The organism is Bacteroides sp. MSB163 (assembly GCF_036416795.1).
Taxonomy (GTDB): domain Bacteria; phylum Bacteroidota; class Bacteroidia; order Bacteroidales; family Bacteroidaceae; genus Bacteroides; species Bacteroides maternus.
Map to the genome: position 1 here is coordinate 5,737,699 of NZ_CP143867.1, position 25,900 is coordinate 5,763,598.

General features: G+C 46.2%; 20 protein-coding genes. 4 read left to right on the forward strand and 16 right to left on the reverse strand.

The annotated features are described in order from the left end of the window. The first annotated feature begins 160 nt into the window (after window positions 1-160). Window positions 161-436: an HU family DNA-binding protein gene (locus tag VYM24_RS22655; RefSeq protein ID WP_007214495.1), complete on the forward strand. Its 276-nt coding sequence runs from the start codon at window positions 161-163 to the stop codon at window positions 434-436. A gap of 275 nt (window positions 437-711) precedes the next feature. Beyond that, complete coding sequence (locus VYM24_RS22660; RefSeq protein ID WP_007214496.1) at window positions 712-2,286, forward strand: Rne/Rng family ribonuclease; 1,575 nt, start codon at window positions 712-714, stop codon at window positions 2,284-2,286. Between the two features lie 48 nt (window positions 2,287-2,334). Here VYM24_RS22660 and VYM24_RS22665 read toward each other — a convergent pair whose 3' ends face one another. The 7 genes from VYM24_RS22665 to VYM24_RS22695 form a co-directional block, all read right to left on the reverse strand. Next, complete coding sequence (locus VYM24_RS22665) at window positions 2,335-3,522, reverse strand: iron-containing alcohol dehydrogenase (RefSeq protein ID WP_330940990.1); 1,188 nt, start codon at window positions 3,520-3,522, stop codon at window positions 2,335-2,337. Then, entirely contained in the window at window positions 3,522-4,454 is a 933-nt protein-coding gene (locus VYM24_RS22670) for a phosphoinositol dihydroceramide synthase (protein ID WP_299087654.1), read from the reverse strand. Before VYM24_RS22670 ends, VYM24_RS22665 begins: the two co-directional genes overlap by 1 nt. Then, window positions 4,451-5,104: a CDP-alcohol phosphatidyltransferase family protein gene (locus VYM24_RS22675; RefSeq protein ID WP_044155256.1), complete on the reverse strand. Its 654-nt coding sequence runs from the start codon at window positions 5,102-5,104 to the stop codon at window positions 4,451-4,453. The genes VYM24_RS22670 and VYM24_RS22675 overlap by 4 nt, the downstream gene beginning before the upstream one ends. Window positions 5,105-5,111: 7 nt before the next feature. Further along, on the reverse strand, window positions 5,112-5,621 hold the full coding sequence (locus VYM24_RS22680; protein WP_291552325.1) for a GtrA family protein: 510 nt from the start codon (window positions 5,619-5,621) through the stop codon (window positions 5,112-5,114). Further along, window positions 5,606-6,079 carry a phosphatidylglycerophosphatase A family protein gene (locus tag VYM24_RS22685; protein WP_007217634.1) on the reverse strand — a complete coding sequence of 158 codons (474 nt, stop codon included), beginning with the start codon at window positions 6,077-6,079 and terminating at the stop codon, window positions 5,606-5,608. Before VYM24_RS22685 ends, VYM24_RS22680 begins: the two co-directional genes overlap by 16 nt. Before the next feature lie 107 nt (window positions 6,080-6,186). Then, window positions 6,187-7,476, reverse strand: a complete 1,290-nt coding sequence (locus VYM24_RS22690; RefSeq protein WP_022210690.1) for an inositol-3-phosphate synthase — start codon at window positions 7,474-7,476, stop codon at window positions 6,187-6,189. Window positions 7,477-7,583: 107 nt separating this feature from the next. Further along, complete coding sequence (locus VYM24_RS22695; RefSeq protein WP_291552320.1) at window positions 7,584-10,130, reverse strand: DUF5686 and carboxypeptidase-like regulatory domain-containing protein; 2,547 nt, start codon at window positions 10,128-10,130, stop codon at window positions 7,584-7,586. Window positions 10,131-10,416: 286 nt separating this feature from the next. On the opposite strand from VYM24_RS22695, the gene aspT reads away from it, so the two are divergent. After that, the gene (aspT, locus tag VYM24_RS22700; protein WP_022210688.1) at window positions 10,417-12,111 is read left to right on the forward strand and encodes an aspartate-alanine antiporter; all 1,695 of its coding nucleotides are present in this window, start codon (window positions 10,417-10,419) and stop codon (window positions 12,109-12,111) included. Between the two features lie 275 nt (window positions 12,112-12,386). Continuing rightward, on the forward strand, window positions 12,387-14,003 hold the full coding sequence (gene aspD / locus VYM24_RS22705) for an aspartate 4-decarboxylase (protein ID WP_299087620.1): 1,617 nt from the start codon (window positions 12,387-12,389) through the stop codon (window positions 14,001-14,003). Window positions 14,004-14,242: 239 nt separating this feature from the next. On the opposite strand, the gene VYM24_RS22710 is transcribed toward aspD, so the two are convergent. The 9 genes from VYM24_RS22710 to VYM24_RS22750 form a co-directional block, all read right to left on the reverse strand. Then, window positions 14,243-15,556: a sensor histidine kinase gene (locus VYM24_RS22710; protein WP_299087545.1), complete on the reverse strand. Its 1,314-nt coding sequence runs from the start codon at window positions 15,554-15,556 to the stop codon at window positions 14,243-14,245. A gap of 30 nt (window positions 15,557-15,586) precedes the next feature. Next, the gene (locus VYM24_RS22715; protein ID WP_007664058.1) at window positions 15,587-16,948 is read right to left on the reverse strand and encodes a sigma-54-dependent transcriptional regulator; all 1,362 of its coding nucleotides are present in this window, start codon (window positions 16,946-16,948) and stop codon (window positions 15,587-15,589) included. Window positions 16,949-17,082: 134 nt separating this feature from the next. Next, the gene (locus tag VYM24_RS22720; protein WP_291552308.1) at window positions 17,083-18,576 is read right to left on the reverse strand and encodes a TolC family protein; all 1,494 of its coding nucleotides are present in this window, start codon (window positions 18,574-18,576) and stop codon (window positions 17,083-17,085) included. A gap of 191 nt (window positions 18,577-18,767) precedes the next feature. Further along, the gene (hisB, locus tag VYM24_RS22725) at window positions 18,768-19,919 is read right to left on the reverse strand and encodes a bifunctional histidinol-phosphatase/imidazoleglycerol-phosphate dehydratase HisB (protein WP_291552306.1); all 1,152 of its coding nucleotides are present in this window, start codon (window positions 19,917-19,919) and stop codon (window positions 18,768-18,770) included. Next, entirely contained in the window at window positions 19,912-20,949 is a 1,038-nt protein-coding gene (hisC, locus tag VYM24_RS22730; protein ID WP_330940991.1) for a histidinol-phosphate transaminase, read from the reverse strand. Before hisC ends, hisB begins: the two co-directional genes overlap by 8 nt. Window positions 20,950-21,043: 94 nt before the next feature. Next, window positions 21,044-22,324 (reverse strand): histidinol dehydrogenase, encoded by a 1,281-nt coding sequence (gene hisD, locus VYM24_RS22735; RefSeq protein WP_299087533.1) that lies wholly within the window; start codon window positions 22,322-22,324, stop codon window positions 21,044-21,046. Window positions 22,325-22,337: 13 nt separating this feature from the next. Then, entirely contained in the window at window positions 22,338-23,192 is an 855-nt protein-coding gene (gene hisG, locus VYM24_RS22740; RefSeq protein ID WP_291552302.1) for an ATP phosphoribosyltransferase, read from the reverse strand. A 498-nt stretch (window positions 23,193-23,690) separates the two neighbouring features. Next, window positions 23,691-24,182 (reverse strand): PaaI family thioesterase, encoded by a 492-nt coding sequence (locus VYM24_RS22745; protein WP_138291176.1) that lies wholly within the window; start codon window positions 24,180-24,182, stop codon window positions 23,691-23,693. A 62-nt stretch (window positions 24,183-24,244) separates the two neighbouring features. Continuing rightward, window positions 24,245-25,813: a hypothetical protein gene (locus VYM24_RS22750; protein WP_299092333.1), complete on the reverse strand. Its 1,569-nt coding sequence runs from the start codon at window positions 25,811-25,813 to the stop codon at window positions 24,245-24,247. Window positions 25,814-25,900: the final 87 nt, after the last annotated feature.

Here is a 25,900-nt window from a genome sequence, read left to right on the forward strand (position 1 = left end):
CCTACAGCACAAAAATAGTTCTTTTTCGCCCAACAAACCTTAATCAAAAGACTTTTTTAGAAAATTGTCCAGAATATATTTTTTAGAGAGCGCAAAAAGCTATATATTTGCAGTCCAAAAAATTAGGAAACTATAGTAATAATATTTTTTTTAAAGAAAAATGACTAAAGCTGATATTGTAAACGAAATTACAAAGAACACCGGGATTGACAAAGTAACAGTGCTTACTACGGTTGAAGCGTTCATGGACACAGTAAAAGCATCTTTATCAAAAGATGAAAATGTTTACCTCCGCGGGTTTGGTAGCTTCGTAGTGAAGAAAAGAGCACAGAAAACTGCTCGTAACATCTCAAAGAATACTACGATTATCATTCCGGAACACAATATTCCGGCATTTAAGCCTGCAAAAACATTCACCATCTCCGTGAAGAAATAATAAACAAGAGTATTAACCTATTAAATTATTGAAGCTATGCCTAGCGGAAAGAAGAAAAAAAGACATAAAATGTCTACGCACAAGCGTAAAAAAAGACTAAGAAAGAACAGACATAAAAGCAAAAAGTAATTTTTAGTCTGAAGGACAGAAATAAAGAACAAACTTGTGAAGCTATTTGTCTCGCGAGTTTGTTCTTTGTTTAAGTAACAAATTGTAGTCGGCAGGGCTATTTGTCCCCTCGCTGACTTTAGAACCTAAAAAAGCAAGAAAAAATTGTGACAAGCGAACTCGTTGTAGACGTACAGCCCAAAGAGGTCTCCATCGCCCTGCTCGAAGACAAGAGCCTGGTGGAACTTCAAAGCGAAGGAAGAAATCTTTCTTTCTCGGTGGGTAACATGTATTTGGGACGAATCAAGAAATTGATGCCCGGCCTGAATGCCTGCTTCGTGGACGTGGGTTACGAGAAAGATGCTTTTCTTCATTATCTGGACTTAGGTCCTCAATTTAACTCGTTAGAGAAGTACGTAAAGCAAACTTTAAGCGATAAAAAGAAACTACCGCAAATCACCAAAGCAACCATACTTCCCGATCTTGAAAAGGATGGCACCGTAGCCAATACACTCAAGGTGGGACAAGAAGTAGTGGTGCAAATTGTCAAGGAGCCCATCTCTACCAAAGGTCCGCGCCTGACTTCCGAAATCTCATTTGCCGGAAGATACCTGGTGCTGATACCTTTCAACGACAAGGTTTCCGTATCACAAAAAATTAAATCGAGCGAAGAACGCGCCCGCCTCAAACAATTGCTGATGAGTATCAAACCGAAGAATTTCGGAGTGATCGTCCGCACCGTTGCCGAAGGGAAACGCGTAGCCGAGCTCGACGGAGAGCTTAAAGTTTTATTAAAGCACTGGGAAGATGCTGTCACCAAAATACAGAAAGCTACTAAATTCCCGACATTGATTTACGAAGAAACCAGCCGTGCCGTAGGCTTATTGCGCGACTTGTTCAATCCTTCTTTCGAGAACATCCACGTCAACGACGAAGCCGTGTTCCACGAAATCAAGGATTACGTAACTCTTATCGCCCCTGACCGGGCAGGAATCGTAAAACTGTATAAAGGACAACTCCCCATTTACGACAATTTCGGTATCACCAAGCAGATCAAGTCTTCGTTTGGCAAGACGGTTTCATACAAGAGTGGTGCCTACCTGATTATTGAGCATACTGAGGCGCTTCACGTAGTAGACGTGAACAGCGGTAACCGCACCAAAAATGCCAACGGACAGGAGGCCAACGCACTCGAAGTGAATCTGGGAGCTGCCGACGAACTGGCTCGCCAGCTGCGACTGAGAGATATGGGTGGTATCATTGTGGTGGACTTCATTGATATGAACGAAGCCGAAAACAGACAAAAGCTTTACGAACGTATGTGTGCCAACATGCAGAAAGACAGGGCAAGACACAACATCCTACCGCTCAGCAAATTCGGACTGATGCAGATTACTCGCCAGCGTGTGCGCCCGGCAATGGATGTCAATACCACAGAAATCTGTCCCACCTGTTTCGGAAAAGGCACAATCAAGTCGTCCATCCTCTTTACGGACACTTTAGAGAGTAAAATTGATTACTTAGTCAACAAATTGAAGATTAAGAAATTCTCGTTACACATCCACCCGTATATTGCTGCTTACATCAACCAAGGACTCGTTTCCCTGAAACGGAAATGGCAGATGAAATACGGATTTGGTATCAAGATTATTCCAAGCCAGAAACTCGCGTTCCTGGAATATGTATTCTACGACCCGCAAGGGGAAGAGATTGACATGAAGGAAGAATTCGAAATTAAATAAGAAAGACGGCGAAGTAAATCAGAAACTTCGCCGTCTTTTTTGTTTTCCTCACCAACACTCCCCTGCACATGCAAGGTGATAAATCTCTTTGCTGTCCTGCATTGTCAACTTCACATAATTCCCTACCAACTCTCCTTTATTGCGGTGCAGACTATCCGCCAGACGATCAATATCAGGATTTTCAATACCCAGTTCTTTAAATGTCACAGGCAGACCAAGAGAACTAAAGAAAACTTTCAGCTTACCAATACCCTCCAAAGCAACCGCTTTCTTATCTTCTGATTCAGGAACACCCCATACACGAACGGCATATTGGGCAATCTTTCCCACATTATGTTCTATCATCCACGTCATCCAGGCAGGGAAAATAACTGATAACCCAGCACCATGAGTAACACCATAAATAGCACTGATTTCATGCTCCAGGAAGTGCGAAGCCCAATCTTCTTCACAACCTACGCCACAAGTACCATTATGCGCAATCATGCCCGCCCACATCAAGTTGGCACGCGCACCGTAATCTTCGGGATTTCTCATTACCTTGGGAGCTTCATTGATGATAGCCATCAAAGTGCCTTCACAAAGGCGATCTCCAATTTCCACCTCCTGAGTGTTCGTAAAATAACGTTCCATGATATGAGCCATCATATCAGCTACACCGCAGGCTGTCTGAAAGGGCGGCAAAGTATAAGTAAGTTCCGGATTCATAATAGAGAATACCGGACGCAAAACTTCCGGTACACGCAAACTTAGTTTCTGCAAACCGTCCAGTTTCGTTATAACCGTATTACCGGAACCTTCACTTCCGGCAGCAGGAATAGTCAGCACAACAGCTACTTTCAGCGCTTTAGTCACTTTAGCCTTTCCGATATAGAAATCCCAGAAGTCACCTTCATAAAGCACACCTGCCGCTATAGCTTTGGCTGTATCAATGACAGAACCACCACCCACAGGCAACAACATATCAGCCTGTTCACGACGGCAGAATTCAATGCCTTCATACACTTTCGTATCCACTGGATTCGGCTGCACGCCACCCATCAAACAATATTCAATCCCTGCTTCCTGCAAGGATTGCTTCACCCTATCCAGCAAGCCACTCCGTACAACAGAACCGCCGCCGTACACGATCATCACTTTCCGCGCACCATGTTTCCGTGCCAGTGCACCGACTTGCATTTCCGTAGCCTTACCGAATACAAATTCGGTAGGACTGCAAAAAACGAAATTATTCATTAACGGATATATTTACTATAACGTTCGAAGAAGCGCTTGAATACTCCCCATTTCATCAATCCTTTTTCAAAGACAAAGATGCCCAGGAGAGCACAGAATATTCCCAGTAATACATCAATCAGGTAATGATGTCCCGAATAAATAGCCGTACACCAGATACCCACCATGATAAACGCGAACAATGCTATCAGCCAGCCCTTGCAGCGATTCATAATAGCATAAGCCAACGCCACAACCATATATGCCGCATGCAGCGAAGGGACGGCTGCAAATACATTTGCATTACGCCCATAGATAGAGTCGAAAACCGTGCATCCCAGCAGTTCGTCAAAGCGTCCCAACCCCGCCACATTTCCCGGAGTATCCAGCATTGCCTCGAACCCATAGTTCATAGCATACCAAGGGGGAGCGGCAGGATGAACATAATATCCGGCAAAGCCAATAAGATTGACCAACAGAAAGACCATGGCAAAACGGAGATACATCCGGCGATCTCCCTTCAGATAAAGCCACAAACCGAAAGCTATAGGCACAGGCACCCAGCAGAGATAGAACACCCCGGCAAAGAAATCAGCTACCGGCCAGTGATGTATGGCAAAAAATTCACAGGGAATCAGCGTATCTCCATTCAGGGATATACCGAAAAGGGATTTCTCCGCTTCATACAAACCCTGTACATCGATAGGATTTACCTGATAATTGGGATACACCCGCATCCAGTCGTATGAAATTCCGAAGATAACAAAAGGCAGCAAAGCCACTGCCAGCTTACGGGTTGTCCTTCCTGCAAAGAACAAAACCAGAAACAATCCCGCCATTAGAAAATGCTCCATGCGAAGTCCGATAAAAGTAGCCGTCAGCAACAGAAAAATCAGCATAATGACTACCAGCAATACCGTCTCCCTCACCGAAGGAAAATATCTTTTTATCATTTATTCAAAAGTTTATAGCAATGTGCCAGACGGACAAAAGCCGTCAGATTAGCCAATACGGCAATGATTGCCAGAGGAACAATCAGGATTAACATCGGGTCGAAGAGTGTGCAATCGGAAAATATACCGCAAAACAAAGCTCCCAGACTGGTCAGCACCACTCGCTCAGGGCGTTGCATAATACCTACTTTACATTCCAGTCCCAGCCCTTCGGCACGTGCGCGTACGTAACTTACCATCAGCGAACCGATCAAAGCAAGAAAAGTGATAATGGAACCCCAGAAATAACCCTGCAATATAAGATAATAGGATATGCCGAACAAAGTAAACAGTTCACTGTAACGGTCTAGCACCGAATCGTACAATGCCCCGAAGGTGGAAGACATATTGCCAAGACGCGCCACGCGGCCGTCCATCATGTCAAACAACCCGGCAAAGAGTATCAGTCCGCCTGTCCACCCCACTAAGGAAAGGTCTTCTTCTGAATCCGTCACTAACCCTGCATAAATAAATATACCGGCAGCCACAATATTAAGAATCAACCCGGTAGTAGTAATAAAGTTAGGCGTAATGCCAATTTTAATCATGCCGCGCACAACGGGATTGATAATCTTGTATATCACCTGCTGCAGCCAATCTCTGTAATTCATGTTCATTCTATTTTTTCTCCAAACGTTGTTTCAGAAATCTTTTTAAGTCGTGGTTCCGGTAGACGAAGACCCGTTGCAAATAATAGTTCCAGAAAAATGCAACCAGCAGGGCAACCATTATTTTTGACAAGATAAACACGTCATAGACGTAGTATCCCAGCAAGCCGTTCACCCATTTCATTCCTGCCAGCCATTCCGTCAAAGCAAAAGTACCCCATGTATTGATAAGGATGCTCCCACCCCAGACAATGAAATACTTCAACCCCACATGTATCTTCTTGCAGTCTTCCGCCTTAAATACCCATTCATAGTTGATTACACAATTGACAATACCGCCAATCACGGAACCTATAAATGTGGCATACAAATAATATATACCAAATAATTTCACCAAAAGAATAGTAATCAGAAAATCGATCACAGTAGCTATCTGTGCAGAAAGCTGCGCCTTCATGAAAAGCCACACTTCCCTGCGCCAACCTGCAAACCGACTCTGTTCTTCTACTCCATCAACCATCTCGCCACAATTAAAACAATGAAACCATACACTCCTGCCAATACGTCGTCCATCATCACTCCCACTCCACCCGGAAGATTTTCCATCCGCCGGATGCCCAGCGGTTTCAGAATATCAAAAAAGCGGAACAAAACAAATGCTGCCAGTCCATACCAGATATGACCTGCCGGAGCTGCCAGGAGCGTGATCCACACACCTACCATCTCATCCACCACCACGCGCGACGGATCTTCACCCCAGTAGGGTTCCAGACGGTCGGTAGCCCAGATTCCGGCTACGGTGAACAGAGATATCAATGCGACAGTCGTCCACAACAGACAAGTTTCTGATATGAGTAAAGAAAGTCCGAACCAGATTAGCGTAGCGAGTAAAGCGCCCGCCGTGCCCGGAGCAAAGGGAGAAAAGCCTGAGCCGAAGCCCGTGCCTATCAGGACAGGGAAGAAGGAAGGTCTCCTCATTGAAAAAAGATATAAAAGAGTGATAAGGTGATAAAGTGGTAAAGCGGTAAAGTAATACTACATCACCACTTTATCACTCTACCACCTTATCACCTTATTATTATTTATTAATCCAGATAGCTCGGTGATTTTTCACCCACCATCGTACGGATTGTTTCTTTCACCATTCTCCATTGAGTGAACAGATCATGAATCGGTTCATGCTCAAAGTCGTGCATCGGGCTCTTGCAGAAGAATGACAACCAAGTCTGGATTCCAGACATACCTGCACGCAATGCCAGATCACTGAAAATAACGAGGTCGAGTGCAATAGGAGCTGCAAGAATAGAGTCACGGCACAGGAAGTTTACTTTGATTTCCATCGGGTACCCCATCCATCCGAAGATGTCGATGTTATCCCATGCTTCCTTATTATCTTTACGGGGAGGATAGTAGTTGATACGAACCTTGTGGTAAACATCACCATAGAGATCGGGATATTTTTCAGGTTCGAAGATGTTATCGATAACAGACAACTTGCTGACTTCTTTTGTTTTGAAGTTTTCGGGTTGATCGAGCACTTCGCCGTCACGGTTACCCAGGATGTTGGTAGAGAACCAACCGCTTACACCCAGCATACGAGTCTTGAACATCGGAGCGAGCACTGTTTTCATCAGTGTCTGTCCACTCTTGAAGTCCTTACCGGAGATGGGCACATTCATCTTCTTAGAGAATTCCCACATTGCCGGAGTATCTACGCACAAGTTAGGAGCACCCATAATGAACGGAGCACCTTCTGCAATTGCAGCATAAGCATAGCACATACTCGGAGAAATCACTTCCGTGTTATTAGCCTTCATTGCTTCTTCCAAAGCAGCAAGCGACTCGTGTTCTTTACACAACGGAACGTAGATTTCAGTACTTGCAGCCCACAGCACGGCAATACGTTCGCAGTTGTTGGCAGCCTTGAAGTTACGGATATCCTCACGCAGTTGCTCCATCATTTCCCAACGGGTGGCAGCCTGTTTGATGTACGTACCATTCAGACGTTTTGCAAAGTTGTGGTCAAAGGCAGCAGGCATCGGTTTGATAGCTTGCAATTCCTCTTTTACCAGATTTAAGTCTTTTTCTTTCAGAACTTCTGCATACATCGCAGCTTCGTATGCATTATCAGGGAAGATATCCCATCCGCCGAAAACAATGTCGTTCAAATCTGCCAAAGGCACTACGTCCTTAATCAGCTTTTCGTCGTTGTTCTCCATGCGTATTGTGGCCATCTGTGTAATAGACCCAATAGGTTTTGCCAGTCCCTTACGAGCAGCCAATGTACCCGTTATCATGGTGGTTGAGACCGCGCCACCCACTCCGACTACCAGTACACCCAAACGACCAGTTGCCGGCTTAATGTTTTCTTTCATTGCCATTGTATCTTTTAAAGTTTAAAAAATTGCTCAAATTTAGGCTATTTTGTTCAATTGAGACTCGTCTTTTTATCCGATTTAATGTTCTGTTAGTAAGATTTAAGTTAAAAGGTCATGTGCAGACTGATTCTAAGACCGGATTTATCAATTCCAGGCAGATTTCTGTAAGTTAATCGCCAGACATAATCGAAACGGAGAACCTTCAAAATATTCTCCACACCGACACCCACTTCCATATAAGGAGTATCGCCCATATAAGAGGTTGTAGCGGGAAAACGAAAAAGGTCATTGCTGACTGTCGGATTATTTTTGTCGCTCAAATTCCCGTACAATCCCCGAAACGAAAGGACTTCACGCCATTTCAACTTTTTCAGCAAAGGTACGCGGTTGAACAAAAAGCCATTTAGATAGTAAGTAACGTCCCACGAAGCATATTCATCGTTCATAAACTCCATGGCATTCATCAGGGAGTAAGACTCCGGCTGAATGGTATAAGAGAGGTTAGCGTTCGGGATAATCAGTAGCGGGAAAGGTACTTTATTCCAAACTTTTCCAGCTTTCAGGATAACGTCCGTATAGCCAAAGGCCGAAAACCAGAAACGTTTCTGAAAACCTGCCTCTGTATATTGATAGGTATAATCACCGCCCAACATTCCTTTTGCAGCCATCGTATGCGAAAGCGAGAAGACCGGAGCATCCAGCGATACCGGAAAGCGGTTCCATTGCGTCTGAAAGAATTTTTCATTCGGCGCATAACGCAATTTTACTTCAAACTCGGTATTCGATATTTTCTTCACGGGCGTTGCCATCTCATCCTGTTTCAGGAAAGGGATAAGATACGAAGACTCATCCTGCCGGAAGCGGGATGTGAGCTGAAAGGAGAAACCGGAATGGAACTCATTGTTATAAGTCAGTTCCGCCTTGCGCTGATAGCCTATCCGGTCGTCCTTCTGGCGCTTCAAGCTCAGGAATACGTTGTCCTGACTGGTATAGAGGTAATGTTGTCCGTATTGGTTTACATCCGAGGTATATCGTGCTTTCAAAGAGTGAATAGGAAATTCGTTGGCATACTCCTTCTTCTTATGGAAAGAGTATTCCACTTCCGCCATTCCCTTCATCCGATGGTCTTTAAAACCATACGCCATATATCCCTTATAAAAGAGGTGTGGATTCAGCCATGCCGTAGTCATACCTCCCGCACGCAGACGCACACCTTCCAGGGTGTTACCGCTTATGGTGGTATTCATCATACCTATATAGAACAGGGGTTCTTTCTCTTTAGGTGCGGGTATGTATCCGGTAAACAACACTTTCAAGGTCTTCTCCGTCCAGTAATAGACAGGATACGTGCGAAGCTGCGCCATCATTTTATCAACGGAAGTTTCCTTCTTGCTGACTTCCACCTGACGGTTATCGTCCCAGTAAGCTTCCGTGCGATGCGTTGCTTCGGCCGGCTCAATCACTTTTTCCGGCTTCTTAAAGGCCGAAAGGGCATCCGCAGAAGGTTTATACACATAGTTCCTGTAATATACATCCCGCTTGGCATAGATACCGTCACTGTTGTCCACCAGCTTGAATTCGGTGGTGATATGCTCGTCAGCCAACTGGCGCGTACCGTCTGCCCCACGGGTAAAGTTCTGTTCAAGAGACATATAATCCACAAAATTCAGATTGATTTTCTGTGGAAAGTTCATGGTGGCACGACGCACAAAATAGGTACTATCCAAAGTAACGTACAAGTGTCCCGTAAAACCGAAGGACTCGGAATTGAAGGGTACGAACGTCAGATCCACACAAGGCTGACCCGCTATCGTAAGCGTATCCATCAGATAATATTTATAGAATGAAGGCCCCAGGGAAGAGAGTGGACTCACGAACTTATTGGTAAACAGCGTGATGTTGTTCTCATAAATATCTACATCTGTCATCGTCACACTGATAGCTTGCTCCATGCCTTGCTGCGAAAGCATCTCATCCACACCGGCCTGTCGGCGGGCATGTACGCGCTGTTTCTGGCTTTTGGGAGATTTGCGGTAATAGTCCGTAGCCAGCAGCTCACGGTTGGAAACGGCAAGCACGGGCTTTCCCGTAACGGCGGAAGTATCCACATAGTCCGTCAGGAACTTGAATTTACGATAAAGCCACTTCTGTTGCTTTACGCTGTCGAAATTGTTGATGGCAAAGGTCATCTTCTCATAACGATCCCGTTGCCAGAAGTCCAACTCTTTGGGCGAATAGTCATCCCGATGTTCTATCATTTGTCGCACAAATTCCACGGCGGGATTATCTTTTTTCTTATACCGCTCCCGTTTGGGTTTCACTACCACCTCGTTCAGCGCATATGTTGCCGGAGAAAGGGCGATGTTGAAGCGAACATTGCGTGCCGGGTGAATGAGGCGGGTATACTCATTATATCCAACGGCAGAAATCACCAGCACGGCTTGGGGACGATAGGTCTTGAAAGAAAACTGTCCTTTGTCGTTGGTCATACCTCCCTCGGTAGTACCTTTCAGATACACAGATGTATAAGGCAGAGGCTCACGAGTTAACGAGTCTGTGACAACACCTTGTACCATATATTGTGCCCACAGGGGCAAACTCATCCAGCAAAGGCTGATGAACAATAAAATCCTTAAAAAAGTAAACCTCATACCTATTTATATAATGTTGAAAGATAAATGATAATTTACCAGCGTAGCGCTGGAGCAAGGTTCTCCTTCAGCGTGCAAGTAATCTTTCACCCGCTAAATTATCATTTACCCTTCTTCTGCGCCCGCAAAGTTACGAAAGAAAACTTTTTTAGAAAGTTCGGTTTTACTCAATAAATGTTCTAAAAAACCACTTTTGTACGAAACACTTCCTTTTGCAGGCTGTTGTATATATCTTAAACGACGCGAAAAGCATCGAAAAACAATTAATAACCTAAACAACTTAATTATGGAATGGATAATAAACCAGCTTAGGGAGCGCCCCGAACTTGCCATATTCCTCACCCTGTTTCTGGGGTTTTGGCTTGGCAAGCTACGCATCGGAAAGTTCAGCTTGGGGACGGTCACAAGCGTATTGCTTGTAGGCGTATTGGTAGGACAGTTAAAGATTGACGTGCCAGGTCCCATCAAATCCGTGTTCTTTCTTCTCTTTCTGTTCGCCGTCGGATATAAAGTAGGGCCGCAGTTCTTCCGCGGACTGAAAAAGGACGGACTTCCCCAGGTAGGATTTGCCGTACTGATGTGTGTATCGGTATTAGTGGTAACCTGGCTTCTAGCCCTCGTGATGGGCTACAATCCCGGTGAAGCCGCCGGATTACTGGCAGGTTCGCAGACCATCTCCGCCGTCATCGGAGTAGCCGAAGACACCATGGCAAACATGGGACTGGACGAAGCGCAACGTCAAAGTTATATCAATATCATCCCCGTATCATACGCTGTGACTTACGTTTTCGGTACGGCAGGTTCAGCCTGGGTACTCTCCTCCCTCGGTCCCAAACTATTGGGCGGACTGGAGAAAGTTAAAGCTGCCTGCAAAGAACTGGAAGCCAAAATGGGTAGTTCCGAGGCAGACGAACCGGGCTTCATGCACGCCGCACGCCCCGTAACCTTCCGCGCCTACAAGATAGAGAACGAATGGTTCAAACAAGGCCGTCGGGTAATCGACCTGGAAATGTACTTCCAGAAAGATGGCAAACGCCTGTTCGTAGAGCGCCTGCGTAAGCAAGGAGTCGTTCGGGATGTATCCCCGAATACCGTATTGAATATAGGAGACGAAGTAGTTCTCAGCGGACGCCGTGAATTCGTTATCGGCGAAGAGGACTGGATAGGCAATGAAATACAGGACGCACAGTTGCTTGATTTCCCGGCAGAGACGTTACCTGTCACAGTCACAAAGAAAACGTTCGCCGGAAAGACAGTGGCGAATATCCGCCGGCACAAATTCATGCATGGCGTCAGTATCCGCAGCATCAAGCGTGCGGGAATTGAAATACCCGTATTGGCACAGACCAAATTGGATGCCGGCGACGTCATCGAAGTAGTAGGCACCAAGCAAGAAGTGGAAAGTGCCGCTGTACAAATAGGATATGTGGATCGGCCTACCCACCAAACGGATATGATATTCGTTGGATTAGGTATTCTGATAGGTGGTTTGTTCGGTGCATTATCCATCCACATCGGTGGTGTCCCCATCAGTCTGAGTACGAGCGGCGGCGCATTGATAGCCGGATTATTCTTCGGTTGGCTGCGCAGCAAGCATCCTACGTTCGGACGTATCCCCGAAGCTTCCCTGTGGGTACTGAATAATGTAGGGCTAAATATGTTCATCGCTGTAGTGGGAATAGCTGCCGGACCGAGTTTCGTACAGGGTTTCCGGGATGTCGGACTCAGTTTATTCATTGTAGGTGCCATAGCTACTACCCTGCCGTTAATCATCGGTTTACTACTGGGTAAGTACGTCTTCAAGTTCCACCCTGCAATAACACTGGGATGCTGTGCCGGAGCACGTACAACGACAGCCGCACTGGGAGCAATACAAGATGCAGTGGAAAGCGAAACGCCTGCGCTGGGTTATACGGTAACGTATGCTGTGGGCAACACCTTATTAATAATATGGGGTGTCGTCATCGTACTCCTGATTTAACCCGGAGTGCGTGGCAGGCAACTAATATGCGGCATGCAAGAAACTAATCGCTACAAGGCAAGAAACTAATCTTCAAGAGGCATCTTTTTATTCATACAACAGTTGTTGTAAGAAAGAAATATAACTATTGTAAGATATCAACATAACTGTTGTAAGAAACAAGAACAATTATAGTATGAATAGTTTTATGCATCTCCGGGATTAGTTTCTTGCATCCCGGAGATTAGTTTGTCGCACCAAAGAAATAATATAATAACAATTAAAAACTTAACTATATGGATACCAAGAATTTTGAAAAGAAAATGGAAACGATCAGCCCATTCGAGCTGAAAAACCAATTGATCGATATGGCCGATGAAAGCCTGAAGAAAACTGCCCGCACGATGCTGAACGCCGGACGCGGTAATCCTAACTGGATAGCTACCATCCCTCGCGAAGCTTTCTTCCTCCTGGGACAGTTCGGACTGGAAGAATGTCGCCGCGTCATGAACCTCCCCGAAGGTATCGCCGGAATTCCTCAAAAAGAAGGCATTGCCTCCCGCTTCGAAGCCTTCCTCAAAAAGAACAACGCCGCCCACGGTGCCAAACTCCTGGAGCAAACCTATAACTACCTGTTAATGCAACATGCCGCCGATCCCGACTCCCTGGTGCATGAATGGACAGAAGCCGTCATCGGCGACCAGTACCCTGTGCCCGACCGCATCCTGCACTTCACCGAAATACTGGTGCAAGATTATCTGTCGCAAGAAATGTGCGATAACCGCCCTCCACACGGCACATTCGACCTCTTTGCCACCGAAGGCGGAACCGCCGCCATGTGTTACCTCTTCGACTCCCTCCAGGAGAACTTCCTGCTGGATAAAGGTGACGGCATCGCCCTGATGGTGCCCGCATTCACCCCCTACATTGAAATTCCGCAACTGAGTCGCTACCAGTTCAACATGATAGAACTGCATGCCGACCGCATGACGGATGACGGATTCCACCTCTGGCAATACAATGACAAGGACATCGACCGCCTGAAAAATCCCGCCATCAAAGCGCTCTTCGTGACCAATCCCAGCAATCCGCCCAGTTACGCCCTCAGCCCGGAGACGATGGCACGCATTGTCGATATCGTGAAGAATGATAACCCCAACCTGATGGTTATCACGGATGATGTATACGGCACATTCAGCCCGCACTTCCGCTCATTCATGGCTGAACTGCCACACAATACGCTTTGCGTATATTCCTTCTCCAAATATTTCGGAGCTACCGGTTGGCGTGATGCCGTCATCGCCCTGCACGAAGACAACATCTACGACAAGCAAATCGCCCGCCTGCCGGAAGATAAACGCAATGCGCTGAACCGCCGTTACTCAAGTCTGACTCTGCATCCCGAAAAAATGAAGTTCATCGACCGTATGGTAGCTGACAGCCGACAGGTTGCACTAAACCATACCGCCGGCCTGTCATTACCCCAACAGATGCAAATGAGTTTATTCGCTTCCTTCGCCCTGCTAGATAAGGAAAATAAATATAAACTGAAGATGATGGAAATCATTGAAAAACGTCTGTATGCCTTGTGGGATAATACGGGATTCACGTTGATAAAAGACCCACTCCGTGTAGGGTATTATACAGAGATCGACATGCTGGTATGGGCAAAGAAATTCTATGGAGATGATTTCGTAGAATACCTGAAACGTACCTACAGCCCGCTGAACGTCGTATTCCGCCTGGCGAAAGAAACGTCTCTCGTCCTGCTGAACGGCGGTGGTTTCGATGGTCCGGAATGGAGCATACGCGCCTCGCTTGCCAACCTGAACGAAAAGGACTATGTGGTCATCGGCCAGGGAATAAAAAGGATACTGGATGAGTATGCTAAGGATTGGAAGAAAGATAAATGATAATTTAGCGGGTGAAAGAATTGGTACGCGGACGACGCGGATGAGGCGGACGAATGCGGACTTTAATCTTTTAGACGCGGATGACACGGATGACGCGGATTTTTAAAGCTGCGCTATACATATCGGCATATCACACCGAAGGAAAAAAGAATTCGCGTCATCCGTGTCATCCGTGTCTGAAAGATTACTTGCACGCCGAAGGAGAACCTTGCTCCAGCGCTACGCTGGTAAATTATCATTTACGGAAAAATAATGCGGAACCGTGTCAACCCATCACTGTACGTGCGTAAAGAGAACGTACACCCATGACGGGTAAGCACCTCGCGAATAAACACCAGACCGATTCCCTGCCCGTTCGGTTTGGTAGAAAAGAAAGGACTGAAGAGCTTTGCTTCAGTCTCTTTTGTTATCCCAGGGCCATTATCTACCACTTCAATCGTGGTAGGAGCAATTGTACGGACTACAACCCTACCCTGCTGGATCGTTCCTTCGGGTGCATGTTCGATACTTTCCGCAGCATTCTTGATAATATTCACCAACACCTGTTCCAGCAATGCCGCGTCAAAGCGTACCGGTTCCAGCTTCGGATCACATTCCAGCCAGAGAAGAATATTCCGGTCATTGCACATACCCTCCATAAAGCGTTTACACATTGAGGCCAATTCATTCAGTTTGCCCGTAACCAAGGTGGGCTCAGGAATCTTCACGACATCGGCAAAACGGGTGATAAAGCGGCTCATGGAGAAGCAACGTTCGGTACAAACGCGCATTACATCGCAGATATCCTCCATATCCTCTTCGGTGGAAAGGGCTTGCTCCACGGTATCGAGAGTAGATGTAATACCCGCCGTCGTATTGTTCACCTCGTGCGCAATCATACGGATCACCTTCTCATACGCTTTCTTTTCAGCACGCATCACCTCGTCCGTCATCTTCTCTATCAGATAGAAAGGATGATGAAAACCTCTGTCGATAAAAGAGGAATGGGTACACTTATAGATATTCGAGTCATTCAGACGCACCACTGCCGTCTGATCTTTTGAGATATTCGCCAGTTCTTCAGCTAAAGGAGAGTCTATATTCTCTATTTTCTTTCCCATAATCTCTTCCAGGCGTACTCCCATCATCTTCAATCCCATCGGATTAAGCTGGGATATTTCACCGTTCAGTGTGGTAATGACAACTCCCATTGGCGAAGCCTGGATTAGCAAGTCTAGAAAATGATTTTGCTCGCGCAAGCGCAAACGTTCGTTCTTCAATTGCTCCATCATACGGTTGAACACATTTACAATGCGGTCCGACTCGTATTGCCCTACTTTGCTGAGCCTGCTGCTGAAATCCTGTTCGCGCAGCAATTCCATACCGCTGCCGATAATATTCATCGGCTTCACGATTTTACGGTAAAAGACAACCAAAAACACCAGGATACACGCAATGATCCCCTCTACAATGTAAAGATGCAATATCTGCATCCCCTTCGCCAAGTAGAGAAGAGCACCACCTAACCCCAGGAGGAAGAGGACAAGTATGGAGAAATAGAACTTTATTCTCACGATAGTAGTGATTAGGAGTTAATGATTAAATCACTTTTCATTAACCGTTATATTAAACTTTTCCAGTCGGCGATAGAGCGCGGCACGACTGATGCCGAGTGTCATAGCTACCTGACTGAGATTTCCCTTATGGCGATCGAGTGCCTGCAAAATAGTCTGACGCTCTATTTCATCCAGCGTCATGCCTGCCAGAGACGATGATTCCGAGGCCTTCACCGGTTCATCATGACGCAGATATTGTGCATCGAAATCCGAAGCATCCAGTGTCGGCTTCCCGCTGACGAGAATCGTACGCTCCACAAGGTTCTTCAATTCACGGATATTTCCCGGATAAGGCAAACGGGAAAGGAAGTTCAGGGCATCTGCCGAAAATTCCGTGCGGGGTAGTCCGTTGATCTCTGCCTGACGGTCGGCAAAGTGACGTGCCAGCAAAGGAATATCTTCACGGCGTTCGCGAAGGGCAGGCAGCTTAACAGTTATCAGATTGATACGATAGAACAAATCTTCGCGGAATGTACGTTCCGATACCATCTTGCGGAGGTCAGCATTGGTGGCGGATACCACACGGATATCCGTCTTGCGGGGACGGCTGTCACCCAGCACTTCAAACGTCTGATCCTGCAATACACGAAGCAGTTTCACCTGGCAGGAAGGATCAAGGTCACCAATTTCATCCAAGAAGATAGTACCCTTGTTGGCAAGTTCAAAGCGCCCTACACGGTCTGTTGTCGCATCTGTAAAAGCACCTTTCTTATGACCGAACATTTCACTTTCAAAAAGACTCTGCGAGATACCGCCCAGGTTGACTTTTACAAACGGCTGTTTCACCCGCTGGCTGTTGATGTGGATGGCTTCGGCAATCAATTCTTTACCTGTTCCACTCTCACCGGTAATCAGCACCGAAGCATTGGTACGCGCAATGCGTGCCACCGTATTCAACACTTCCATCAATCCCTGAGATTTTCCGATGATATGGCTGCGGTTCAACGTCTCACTCTGTTCTTCCGGTGCATCTTTCGGGACGGCAGTCAGTTCAAGGGCTGTCTCGATGCGTTGCAGCAAAGCAGCATTGTTCCACGGCTTCGTGATAAAGTCGAACGCGCCTGCCTGCATACCCTGCACGGCAAGTTGTATACTACCCCATGCTGTCATCAGGATAACGGGTACATCAGGGCGGAATATTTTCACTTGCTTCAGCAAAGTCAATCCCTCTTCTCCCGTTGTGGAAAGGGTGAAGTTCATGTCCATCAAAATGAGGGCAGGTGCCTCGGCACGCACCACATCCATTGCTTCGCGCGGTCCGGGAACAGTTTGCGCTTCATATCCTGCACGTTTCAGCATAAAACTGAGGGAAGAACGTACGGCACTATCATCGTCGATTATCAGTATCATAAGATTTCGTTGTTTTATGGTTTGCAAAAATAAACGATTTCACACAGAATGCACAGAATAACACTGTTTTTTTCAATAACAAGAGAAAAACGGTTATGAGTTATAAGTTATTATTCATAACTCATAACTCAAACTCAGTCTCTCACAATTTCTTCAAAGTCCGCCTCCAGTTCGCAATTCCGTTCAAAATCCCAAAGTGTCAGACTGCGGATTTGATAGAAATAGTACCAATAATAATAGAGCTCGGAAATATGTTTCTGTCTTGCTTCATCTTTTGATTTCTGTGCGTCGTTCAGGTCCAGCGTACTGATTTGTCCGATCATAAAGGTTTCCACACTGGTTTTATAACGTTTCTCGGCAATGCCGTCAGCTTCCTGTGCAATGCCCAATTGTTGTGCCTGATTATTGAAGTTCGCTACGAGCAGGAAAATATCCTGATTGAAGTCCATCTGTTCCTGACGGATTCTGGAAAGCACCACTTCACGGTTACTCTTTGCCACACGTACTTTTCCTCGGCGTTTTCCCCAGTCCAAGATAGGTACTTTCACACCTACCTGCACAATCTGATTATCCAGCAGCCCCTTGTAAGCGGATGTCAAATCACGATCCTGCCCTGTATAACCCACACTGGCAAACAAGTCTATGCTGCGCAAATTTCCGCGAGCCGTAGCCACTTCATAGTCCGCTTCCAACTGGCGACGACGGATATTCTGTGCAAACGAGTTCCGATCCAGAGCTTTGTTCAATACAAGATTATATTCCATCTTCATATCCGGTGCAGAATTCGGCAACATCGGATTCAGGCTCTCGTCTTCCGACAAACCGAGGAAGGAACGCAACTGGAACATTTTCGCATTCAGGTTACTCTCCGCTTCCGTCACATCCGCCTTGCCTTGCAAAGCATTCAATTTCAACTGTAACAGATCATTTTCAGAAATCTGCCCCATCTTGCGCTTTGCCATTGCCACTTCATAGAGGCGGTCGGCATTCACTTTATTCTGGTAAGCAGTTTTCAAATTTTCTTTTGCCAGCAGCAGATTGAAGAAATAAGTGATTGTCTTCATCGTCACCTGTTCCGTAGCAGTGATAAAGGCAGCTTTTGCTTCTGCATATCTCACCGGTTCAATACGACGGTTCCATTTCAAGTTGTTCACTCCGAAAATAGGTTGCGACAATTCCAGGCTGACGGGGACGGACATAAACCGTTTATCTCCTCCGGAGCCTAATTGCTTGATATATTCAAGAGAAGAGGCCAGTGACAGTTTACCGCCCGTAAACCATAAGTTCTGGTCTATGGAGAGCGTTCCGGAAAGTCCCAGCGTATTGTTACGCACGAATGAGTAGGAACCATCCGAGTTTTGATATCTACTGTAAGATTTATTGTAATTAGGTAAAGTACCGTTCAGATTCACTTCCGGTAACAGGTCGGCACGGAAAGTACGATATTCCCAGTATGAAGTCTTCAATTCATTCAGCGCTACGGCGGCATCCACTGACTGGGTACGTGCCAAAGCTATCGCTTCATTTAAAGTGATGAGACGTTCACGTTTGTTTGTCAATGTATCGTTCTGTGCAAAAGCGGCGAACGGAAATAGCATCCAAGCTGCGAGTAAAATATTCCTTTTCATGTTTATCAAAAAATAGTTGTAAACAGAAAAGCAAAGAGCGTGCCAAAGCGCTAGGATGCTTCTGGGCAGGGGTGGGTGTTCATTATCGGACAGTGGGGATGTCCATTTCTGAACGGTGAGAAAAATATGAAGTATAAGCTACGCTGTGACTCTGCATAGCTATACTTCATACTTAATACTTCATATTTAGATTAAAGCACTCCCTTCGAACTCGGCAATTCAAAGTGATAGATATCCCTCTTCACCGCCATCTTTATAGCGCGGGCCAGCGCTTTGAAAATGCCTTCTATCTTATGGTGCTCGTTCTGACCTTCCGCTTTTACATTCAGATTCATCTTGGCAGCATCGCTCAGGGATTTGAAGAAATGCAGGAACATTTCTGTCGGCATCTCACCAATCTTTTCACGAATGAACTCTGCATCCCATACCAGCCAGGGACGTCCGCCGAAGTCCAGGCAAACCTGGCAAAGGCAGTCATCCATCGTCAGGGCATAGCCATAACGCTCGATACCACGCTTGTTTCCCAATGCCTGATAGATGCAATCGCCTAATGCAATCGCAGTGTCTTCTATGGTATGATGCTCGTCCACTTCCAGATCGCCTTTCACATGGATCGTCAGGTCCAGACCGCCATGCTTGCCTATTTGCTCTAGCATGTGGTCGAAGAAACCCAGTCCGGTATAGATGTCGCAGGCACCGTTACCATCCAGATTCAGAGACACGAAAATGTCCGTTTCCTTTGTTGTACGGCGTACTTCCGCTTTCCGTTCTCCGGCAAAAAGGAATTCGGCAATTTTATCCCAATCTTTCGTGACAAGGGCACATACCTCTTCCAGACCTTCGCAGGCAGCAGTTCCACCTTCGGATTCCGGTTTCAGCAATGCAGTATCATCCTGCAAAAAAATAGCCCGGCACCCCAAGTTCTTAGCCAGTTCCACATCCGTCGGACGGTCACCGATAACGAAACTTCCGGCAAGATCGTACTCCGGATTATTCAGATACTTCGTCAGCATTCCTGTACGTGGCTTCCGGGTAGGTGCCATATCTTCCGGCATACTACGGTCGATGAAGATTTCATCAAACGCAATCCCTTCACCTTCCAGCGTCTTCATCATCAGGTTATGCGCAGGCCAGAAAGTTTCTTCCGGGAAAGATGCCGTGCCCAACCCATCCTGATTGGTCACCATCGCAAATTCGAAATCCAATTTGCTACGGATAAAGCCCAGGTTACGCATCACTTTGGGATAAAACTCCAACTTTTCCAGCGAATCCAACTGGTAATCTACGGGCGGTTCAATCACCAAAGTCCCGTCACGGTCTATAAATAATACTTTCTTACTCATAGCTTTTCAACGCTTCTATCAGTTTATCATTCTCCATCCTCGTTCCTACCGTCACACGCAAGCAGTTTCCGCAAAGCGATATAGAATTACGGTTGCGGACGATGATCCCCTCTCCTACCAGATAATTATAAATTTTCACCGCATCCGTCACCCGTGCAAGGAAGAAATTGGCATCAGACGGAAATACTTCTACCGTCAACGGCAGTTCGGAAAAACGTTTCTCCAAATCCTCGCGTTCCTCTTTCAGCCTCTTCACCCAACGCTCTATCTCATAGTACTTATGCAACATCTCTATTGCCTGTTTCTGAGTCAGTTGGTTCACATTGTAAGGGTACTTTATCTTGCTCAGGATACCGATGATTTCCGTAGAAGCGAACGCCATTCCCAGGCGGATAGCCGCACAGCCCCATGCTTTAGAGAAAGTCTGGAACACAACAAGATTCGGATATTTATCTAAATCCAGCAAGAACGACGGAGATTCAGAAAAGTCACTGTACGCCTCATCCAGTATCACCAGCCCTTCAAACTCACGCAGCAACTTCTCTATCTCACTGCGCAACAGATCGTTTCCCGTAGGATTATTGGGCGAACACAGGAATATCAGTTTCGTCCGTTCATCCGCAGTTGCCAGCAACTTGTCTGCCGAGAACTGAAAATGCCCGTCGAGCAGGACTTTGCGATACTCCACATTATTCACATCAGCACACACCTGATACATGCCGTAAGTAGGATCGATAGCCACCACATTGTCCAATCCCGGCTCACAGAAAGCACGGAAAACAAGATCAATAGCTTCGTCACTACCATTGCCCAGGAAAATATGCTCGGGAGACACTTTCTTTATCTTGGAAAGTTCCGCTTTCAGTTCCCACTGCATCGGGTCGGGATAGCGGTTGTGCGGCAAGTTGTACGGGTTCTCGTTCGCATCGAGAAATACCGATGCCGTTACACCTTTATATTCATCACGCGCCGAAGAGTAAGGTTTCAGCTTCCAGATATTCGGACGGGTCAATTCTTGCAATGTTTTCATGATCTATAAATATGATAAAGTATTGAACACTAATTACGCGAATTACACAAATTTCATCTTTACCCTTATTCGTGTAATCCCTGTAATTTGTATTCTATATTGTTTTTAATCTCACTGTTACCGCATTTTTGTGCGCATCCAGATGTTCGTTCGCCGCCATCTCTTCAATGGCAGGGCCGATATTCTTCATTCCTTCCTGACGGATTTCCTGGAACGTAATCTTGCGGATAAAACTATCCAGGCTCACACCGCTATAAGCTTTCGCATATCCGTTCGTCGGCAAGGTATGATTCGTTCCCGAAGCATAGTCTCCCGCACTTTCCGGAGAGAGCGATCCCAAGAAAACCGAGCCCGCATTCACCACACGTTCTGCCACCTGCATATAGTCCGCAGTTTCCACAATCAGGTGTTCGGGCGCATATTCGTTTGTCAGTTCGATGGCCTCTTCCATATCTTTCACCACAATAAGCTTACTGTTGGCAAGAGATTTCTCCGCAATTTCCTTACGGGGCAGAAGTTCCAGCTGACGTCCCACCTCCTCTTTCACAGCCTGTTGTAAAGCCTCCGAAGTGGTAATCAGCATTGCCTGACTATCCACACCGTGTTCAGCCTGGCTCAGCAGATCCGCAGCTACAAATACCGGATTCGCCGTTTCGTCCGCCAGCACTTCCACTTCCGACGGACCGGCAGGCATATCAATCGCCACATCACGCAGACTGACTAACTGTTTCGCTGCCGTCACATACTGGTTTCCCGGACCGAATATCTTATAAACCTTCGGCACGCTTTCCGTTCCGTAAGCCATCGAAGCAATAGCCTGTACGCCACCTGCCTTGAATATCCTGTTCACCCCTGCCACCTGTGCGGCAAAAAGAATAGCAGGATGCACCCTTCCTTCCTTATCCGGCGGTGTGCAAAGCACAATCTCCTTGCAACCCGCAATCTTCGCAGGCACAGCCAGCATCAGCACCGTAGAGAACAGAGGAGCCGTTCCTCCGGGAATATACAATCCCACCTTTTCAATAGCCACCGCCTTTTGCCAGCACGTCACGCCCGGCATGGTTTCCACCTTCTTGCCCTCAAAACGCTGTGCAGCATGAAAAGTCTCTATATTCTGTTTAGCCAGACGGATAGCCGCCTTCAGTTTTTCATCCACCAGCATCTCCGCTTCTTTCAGTTCCGCCTCCGTCACTGCCAGCGATGCCAGCTCCGCCTTATCAAACTTTGCCTCCATCTCCAGCACCGCACGGTCACCGTCCGACTTCACGCGGTCTATAATCTCCCGCACCGTATCGAACAGATTCTCAGTATTCATCACCGGACGTTTCAATATCTCCGCCCACTGTGATCTATCCGGATTATTTATTAATTTCATTCTTAATTCTTCATTAAATTATCATTTTTTCAATCGGCAGCACCAAAATTCCTTCTGCCCCCAGCGACTTCAGTTTTCCGATAATCTCCCAGAAGCACTTTTCATCCAGCACCGTATGAACTGAGCACCAGCCCTCCTGTGCCAACGGCATCACCGTCGGACTCTTCATACCCGGAAGCACCTGGATAATCTCTTCCAAACGTTCTTTCGGTGCATTCATCAGCACATACTTCTTATCTTCCGCTGTCTTCACAGCATCCATACGGAAAAGCAACTCTTTCAGGATTTCCTTTTTCTCGTCACACAGATTCCTGTTACCAATCAGCAGTGCTTCCGATTTCATCACCACTTCCACTTCTCTCAACCGGTTGCTCACCAGCGTAGACCCCGAACTTACAATATCAAAAATCGCGTCCGCCAGTCCGATGCCCGGTGCCACTTCTACGGAACCCGTAATCACGTGTATCTCCGCACTCACATTCTGTGTTTTCAGAAATGTACTGAGGATACCCGGATACGACGTCGCAATCTTCCGTCCTTCAAACCACTGCACACCCGGATATTCGATATCCTTCGGAATTGCCAGTGACAAACGGCATTTGCTGAATCCGAGACGCTTTACAATCTCTGCATTTTCATTCTTCTCCACATATTCATTCTCGCCTACGATACCTATATCCGCCACGCCTGTTGCCACTGACTGCGGAATATCATCATCACGCAAGAATAATACCTCTACAGGGAAATTAGACGATTGTACCAGCAATGAACGTTTCACTGCATTCAATTTGATATCCGACTCTCCCAGAAATGACATCGTCTCGTCATAAAGACGACCTTTAGCTTGTACTGCAATTCTTAATAACATAAGATTTATGATTTTTAATTTATGATTTATTCTTGAAAACAAAAAACGAGGCTTGCCATTATCCGGCAAGCCTCGTCATTTATATGTTTATTCATTATGCACATACAATCATACGCCTACCGATTATTCGTCAGGTAATGATGATGGTGATGATGTGCAACAATATTTTTCATACAATTCTTTTGTTTTGATGCGACAAAAGTAAACTATCCGTTTGAAACTTCCAAAGATTTATCACAAAAAGTTTCGTTTTCCTATCATTTTCTTAGTTTACGCTACAAATTACACCGATTTGCACAGATCAATTTATTATGGTATAGAAATGAGGTAAATGATTTTAGCCTATGTATTCAATCTCTTAGACGCAGATGACACGGATGACACGGATTTAAAGGCTGCGCTGTCACATCAATAAATAAAAAATCTGCGTCATCCGTGTCATCCGCGTCTAAAAAATAAATCATCACTTCATTCAAAACCCTCCAATAGTGAGCAAACTTAAATCAGCGGCAGAATCTCCTCCTTCTCCACATCGCAGTGATGAAAGTGCATTTCTTGCTCCGCCTTCTCCTTCGGGAAAGTGAAGTAAGTGCATACCGCCTCCGAGCACACCTCTCCCGCCTCATTATAAAGTTTCGCGTCGATAATCACGATATTCCGCTTTTGCTCACGTATGGAAGCCCTCAACACGACGTGCGAGTCTGTAGTCGACACCGGTTTACGAAAACGAGTTTCCATCTTCGAGGTCACCCCGCTTGTCTGCAACTTACGCACTACCACCCATCCGCAAATTTCATCCAGCAACACCGACTGAATGCCACCATGCAGCGTATTCAGCCAACCCTGATACTCAGGACGCGGCTTCCAAAGGCTTACCACCTCATCGCCATCCTCGTAAAACTCCATTTTCACACCGGACTCATTATTGGGAGCACAACCGAAACAATTGTATCCTTCCAAATCTTTCCACGGGTTAATAATCTTCTTCATACAATTTCGTTTTTATTTTTAATGGGTATGCGGACAACGCGAATAAAGCGGACGAACGCGGATTAATTATAATATGTATATTCACGCTCTTCGTACACCACAGGCACATCGTCTATATACTTAATTCTGATTTTCCAGTTTCCCTGGTTGTCATTATGGAACTTATAGACGTATTTCACTTCTTCAGTTTGCCCTTCCGGACGCTCTGTTCCGGAAATCAGTTCCCCTTTGGTATTGTACCGGTACGTATGCTGGCTTTGAGGTGTACCATCCGGTGAAAGATATTCCTCGAACACTACACGCCCCTGAAAATTATAGCCTCTCCGGACAGAGCCAACCGGATCAACTCCTTCGGGTTGCAACAGCACTTTCCGCTCTATTTGCTGCCCATAGGAATCATACATATAACGGAACTCACTGCATTTTGTTCCATTCGTCAGGTAACCGGCTTCCTGTACCATATTACCTTCTATGTCGTAGCGAAATATATCCCGTTGCATAATTTCACCCTTATCATCCAGTATCGAACAATGTCTGAGACGCCCTTCTTTATCATATCCATAATTCTTGTTTACCGTCAGTACCCCCGCCGGTGTATAATGGTTTTCTTTCAACAAATTCCCATTTTCATCATATTCATACTGAATCTTTTCCCGGCATCCCCCCGCTTCTGTGAACCGTTCTTCTTTCATTTTCCGTCCGTTTTCACCAAACTCGTAAACAAAGAACTGTCCTTTCTTCTCTCCCTTATCCACAGCCTGCGGACCTTTGGCGATAGCAACGTACGACCTTTGCTGTACCTTCTTCACTTTACCGCGCAGGGGTATTTTCTCCCAGTCATTTCCACCGTCTGCATACTCTATATCTCTACGGATAATGAAATTCGGTTCTCCATACTCATTGCAACCTTCAAAACGCTCTGTCCAGTTACCCGCTTCATCTATCTTCCGAATCGGATTCTTCTGATTATCCTCTTTTACCACCCGCATCTTCCCAAACCGTAGTGCGCCCATTCTTTTCAGAGTCAGTGTATCCCAACTTTCAACCCGGTATTCTCCCACACGTTCCATATTTCCATCCGGACCATCTATCAGGATTACTTTCTCCGGCATTCCCTCCGCATTGTACAACACTTGTCTGCCCCATGACCTATTTTTCACATAGTCTTTGGAGTACTTTTTCAGTACCTTTCCCGCTTCATCGTACAACGCAGAAACAATCTGAAGCGTATCTTCCTGCCCGTTCATAGAGACAATGCTATTCAGACGCCCCTTTTCATCGTACGTATAATTCCAGCAATCGCTGACTCCCCTGTCCGCAGTCGCATAAATCTCGCGCGACACCTGTCCGGCAGGGTTATACACATACACCAGCTTACCATGCGGACTGCCATCCGGCTTCAGCCTGTTCTCTACCATCGTACGGCCTTTGCTGTCATACTTCACGAATGTGATATAATCCACCACCTTACCGGTCACCCACACAGTGTCCTTCAGTAGCGGCTCATACACCACCGTACGTATGTTTTTAATGCCCGGCTGATCCTGGGCGCGAAGTGCAGTCGAACCAGCTGCCAACAGAAGAAGCAAACCCAATATTTTACATCTCTCAGAAATAAATCGGTATCTCATATTCAATAGTGTTTTTCAATATGTTGCCACAAATGTAACAATACTTCGGCACGCACAAAAAAAGGCGGGGAGTTTTTTACTCCCGCG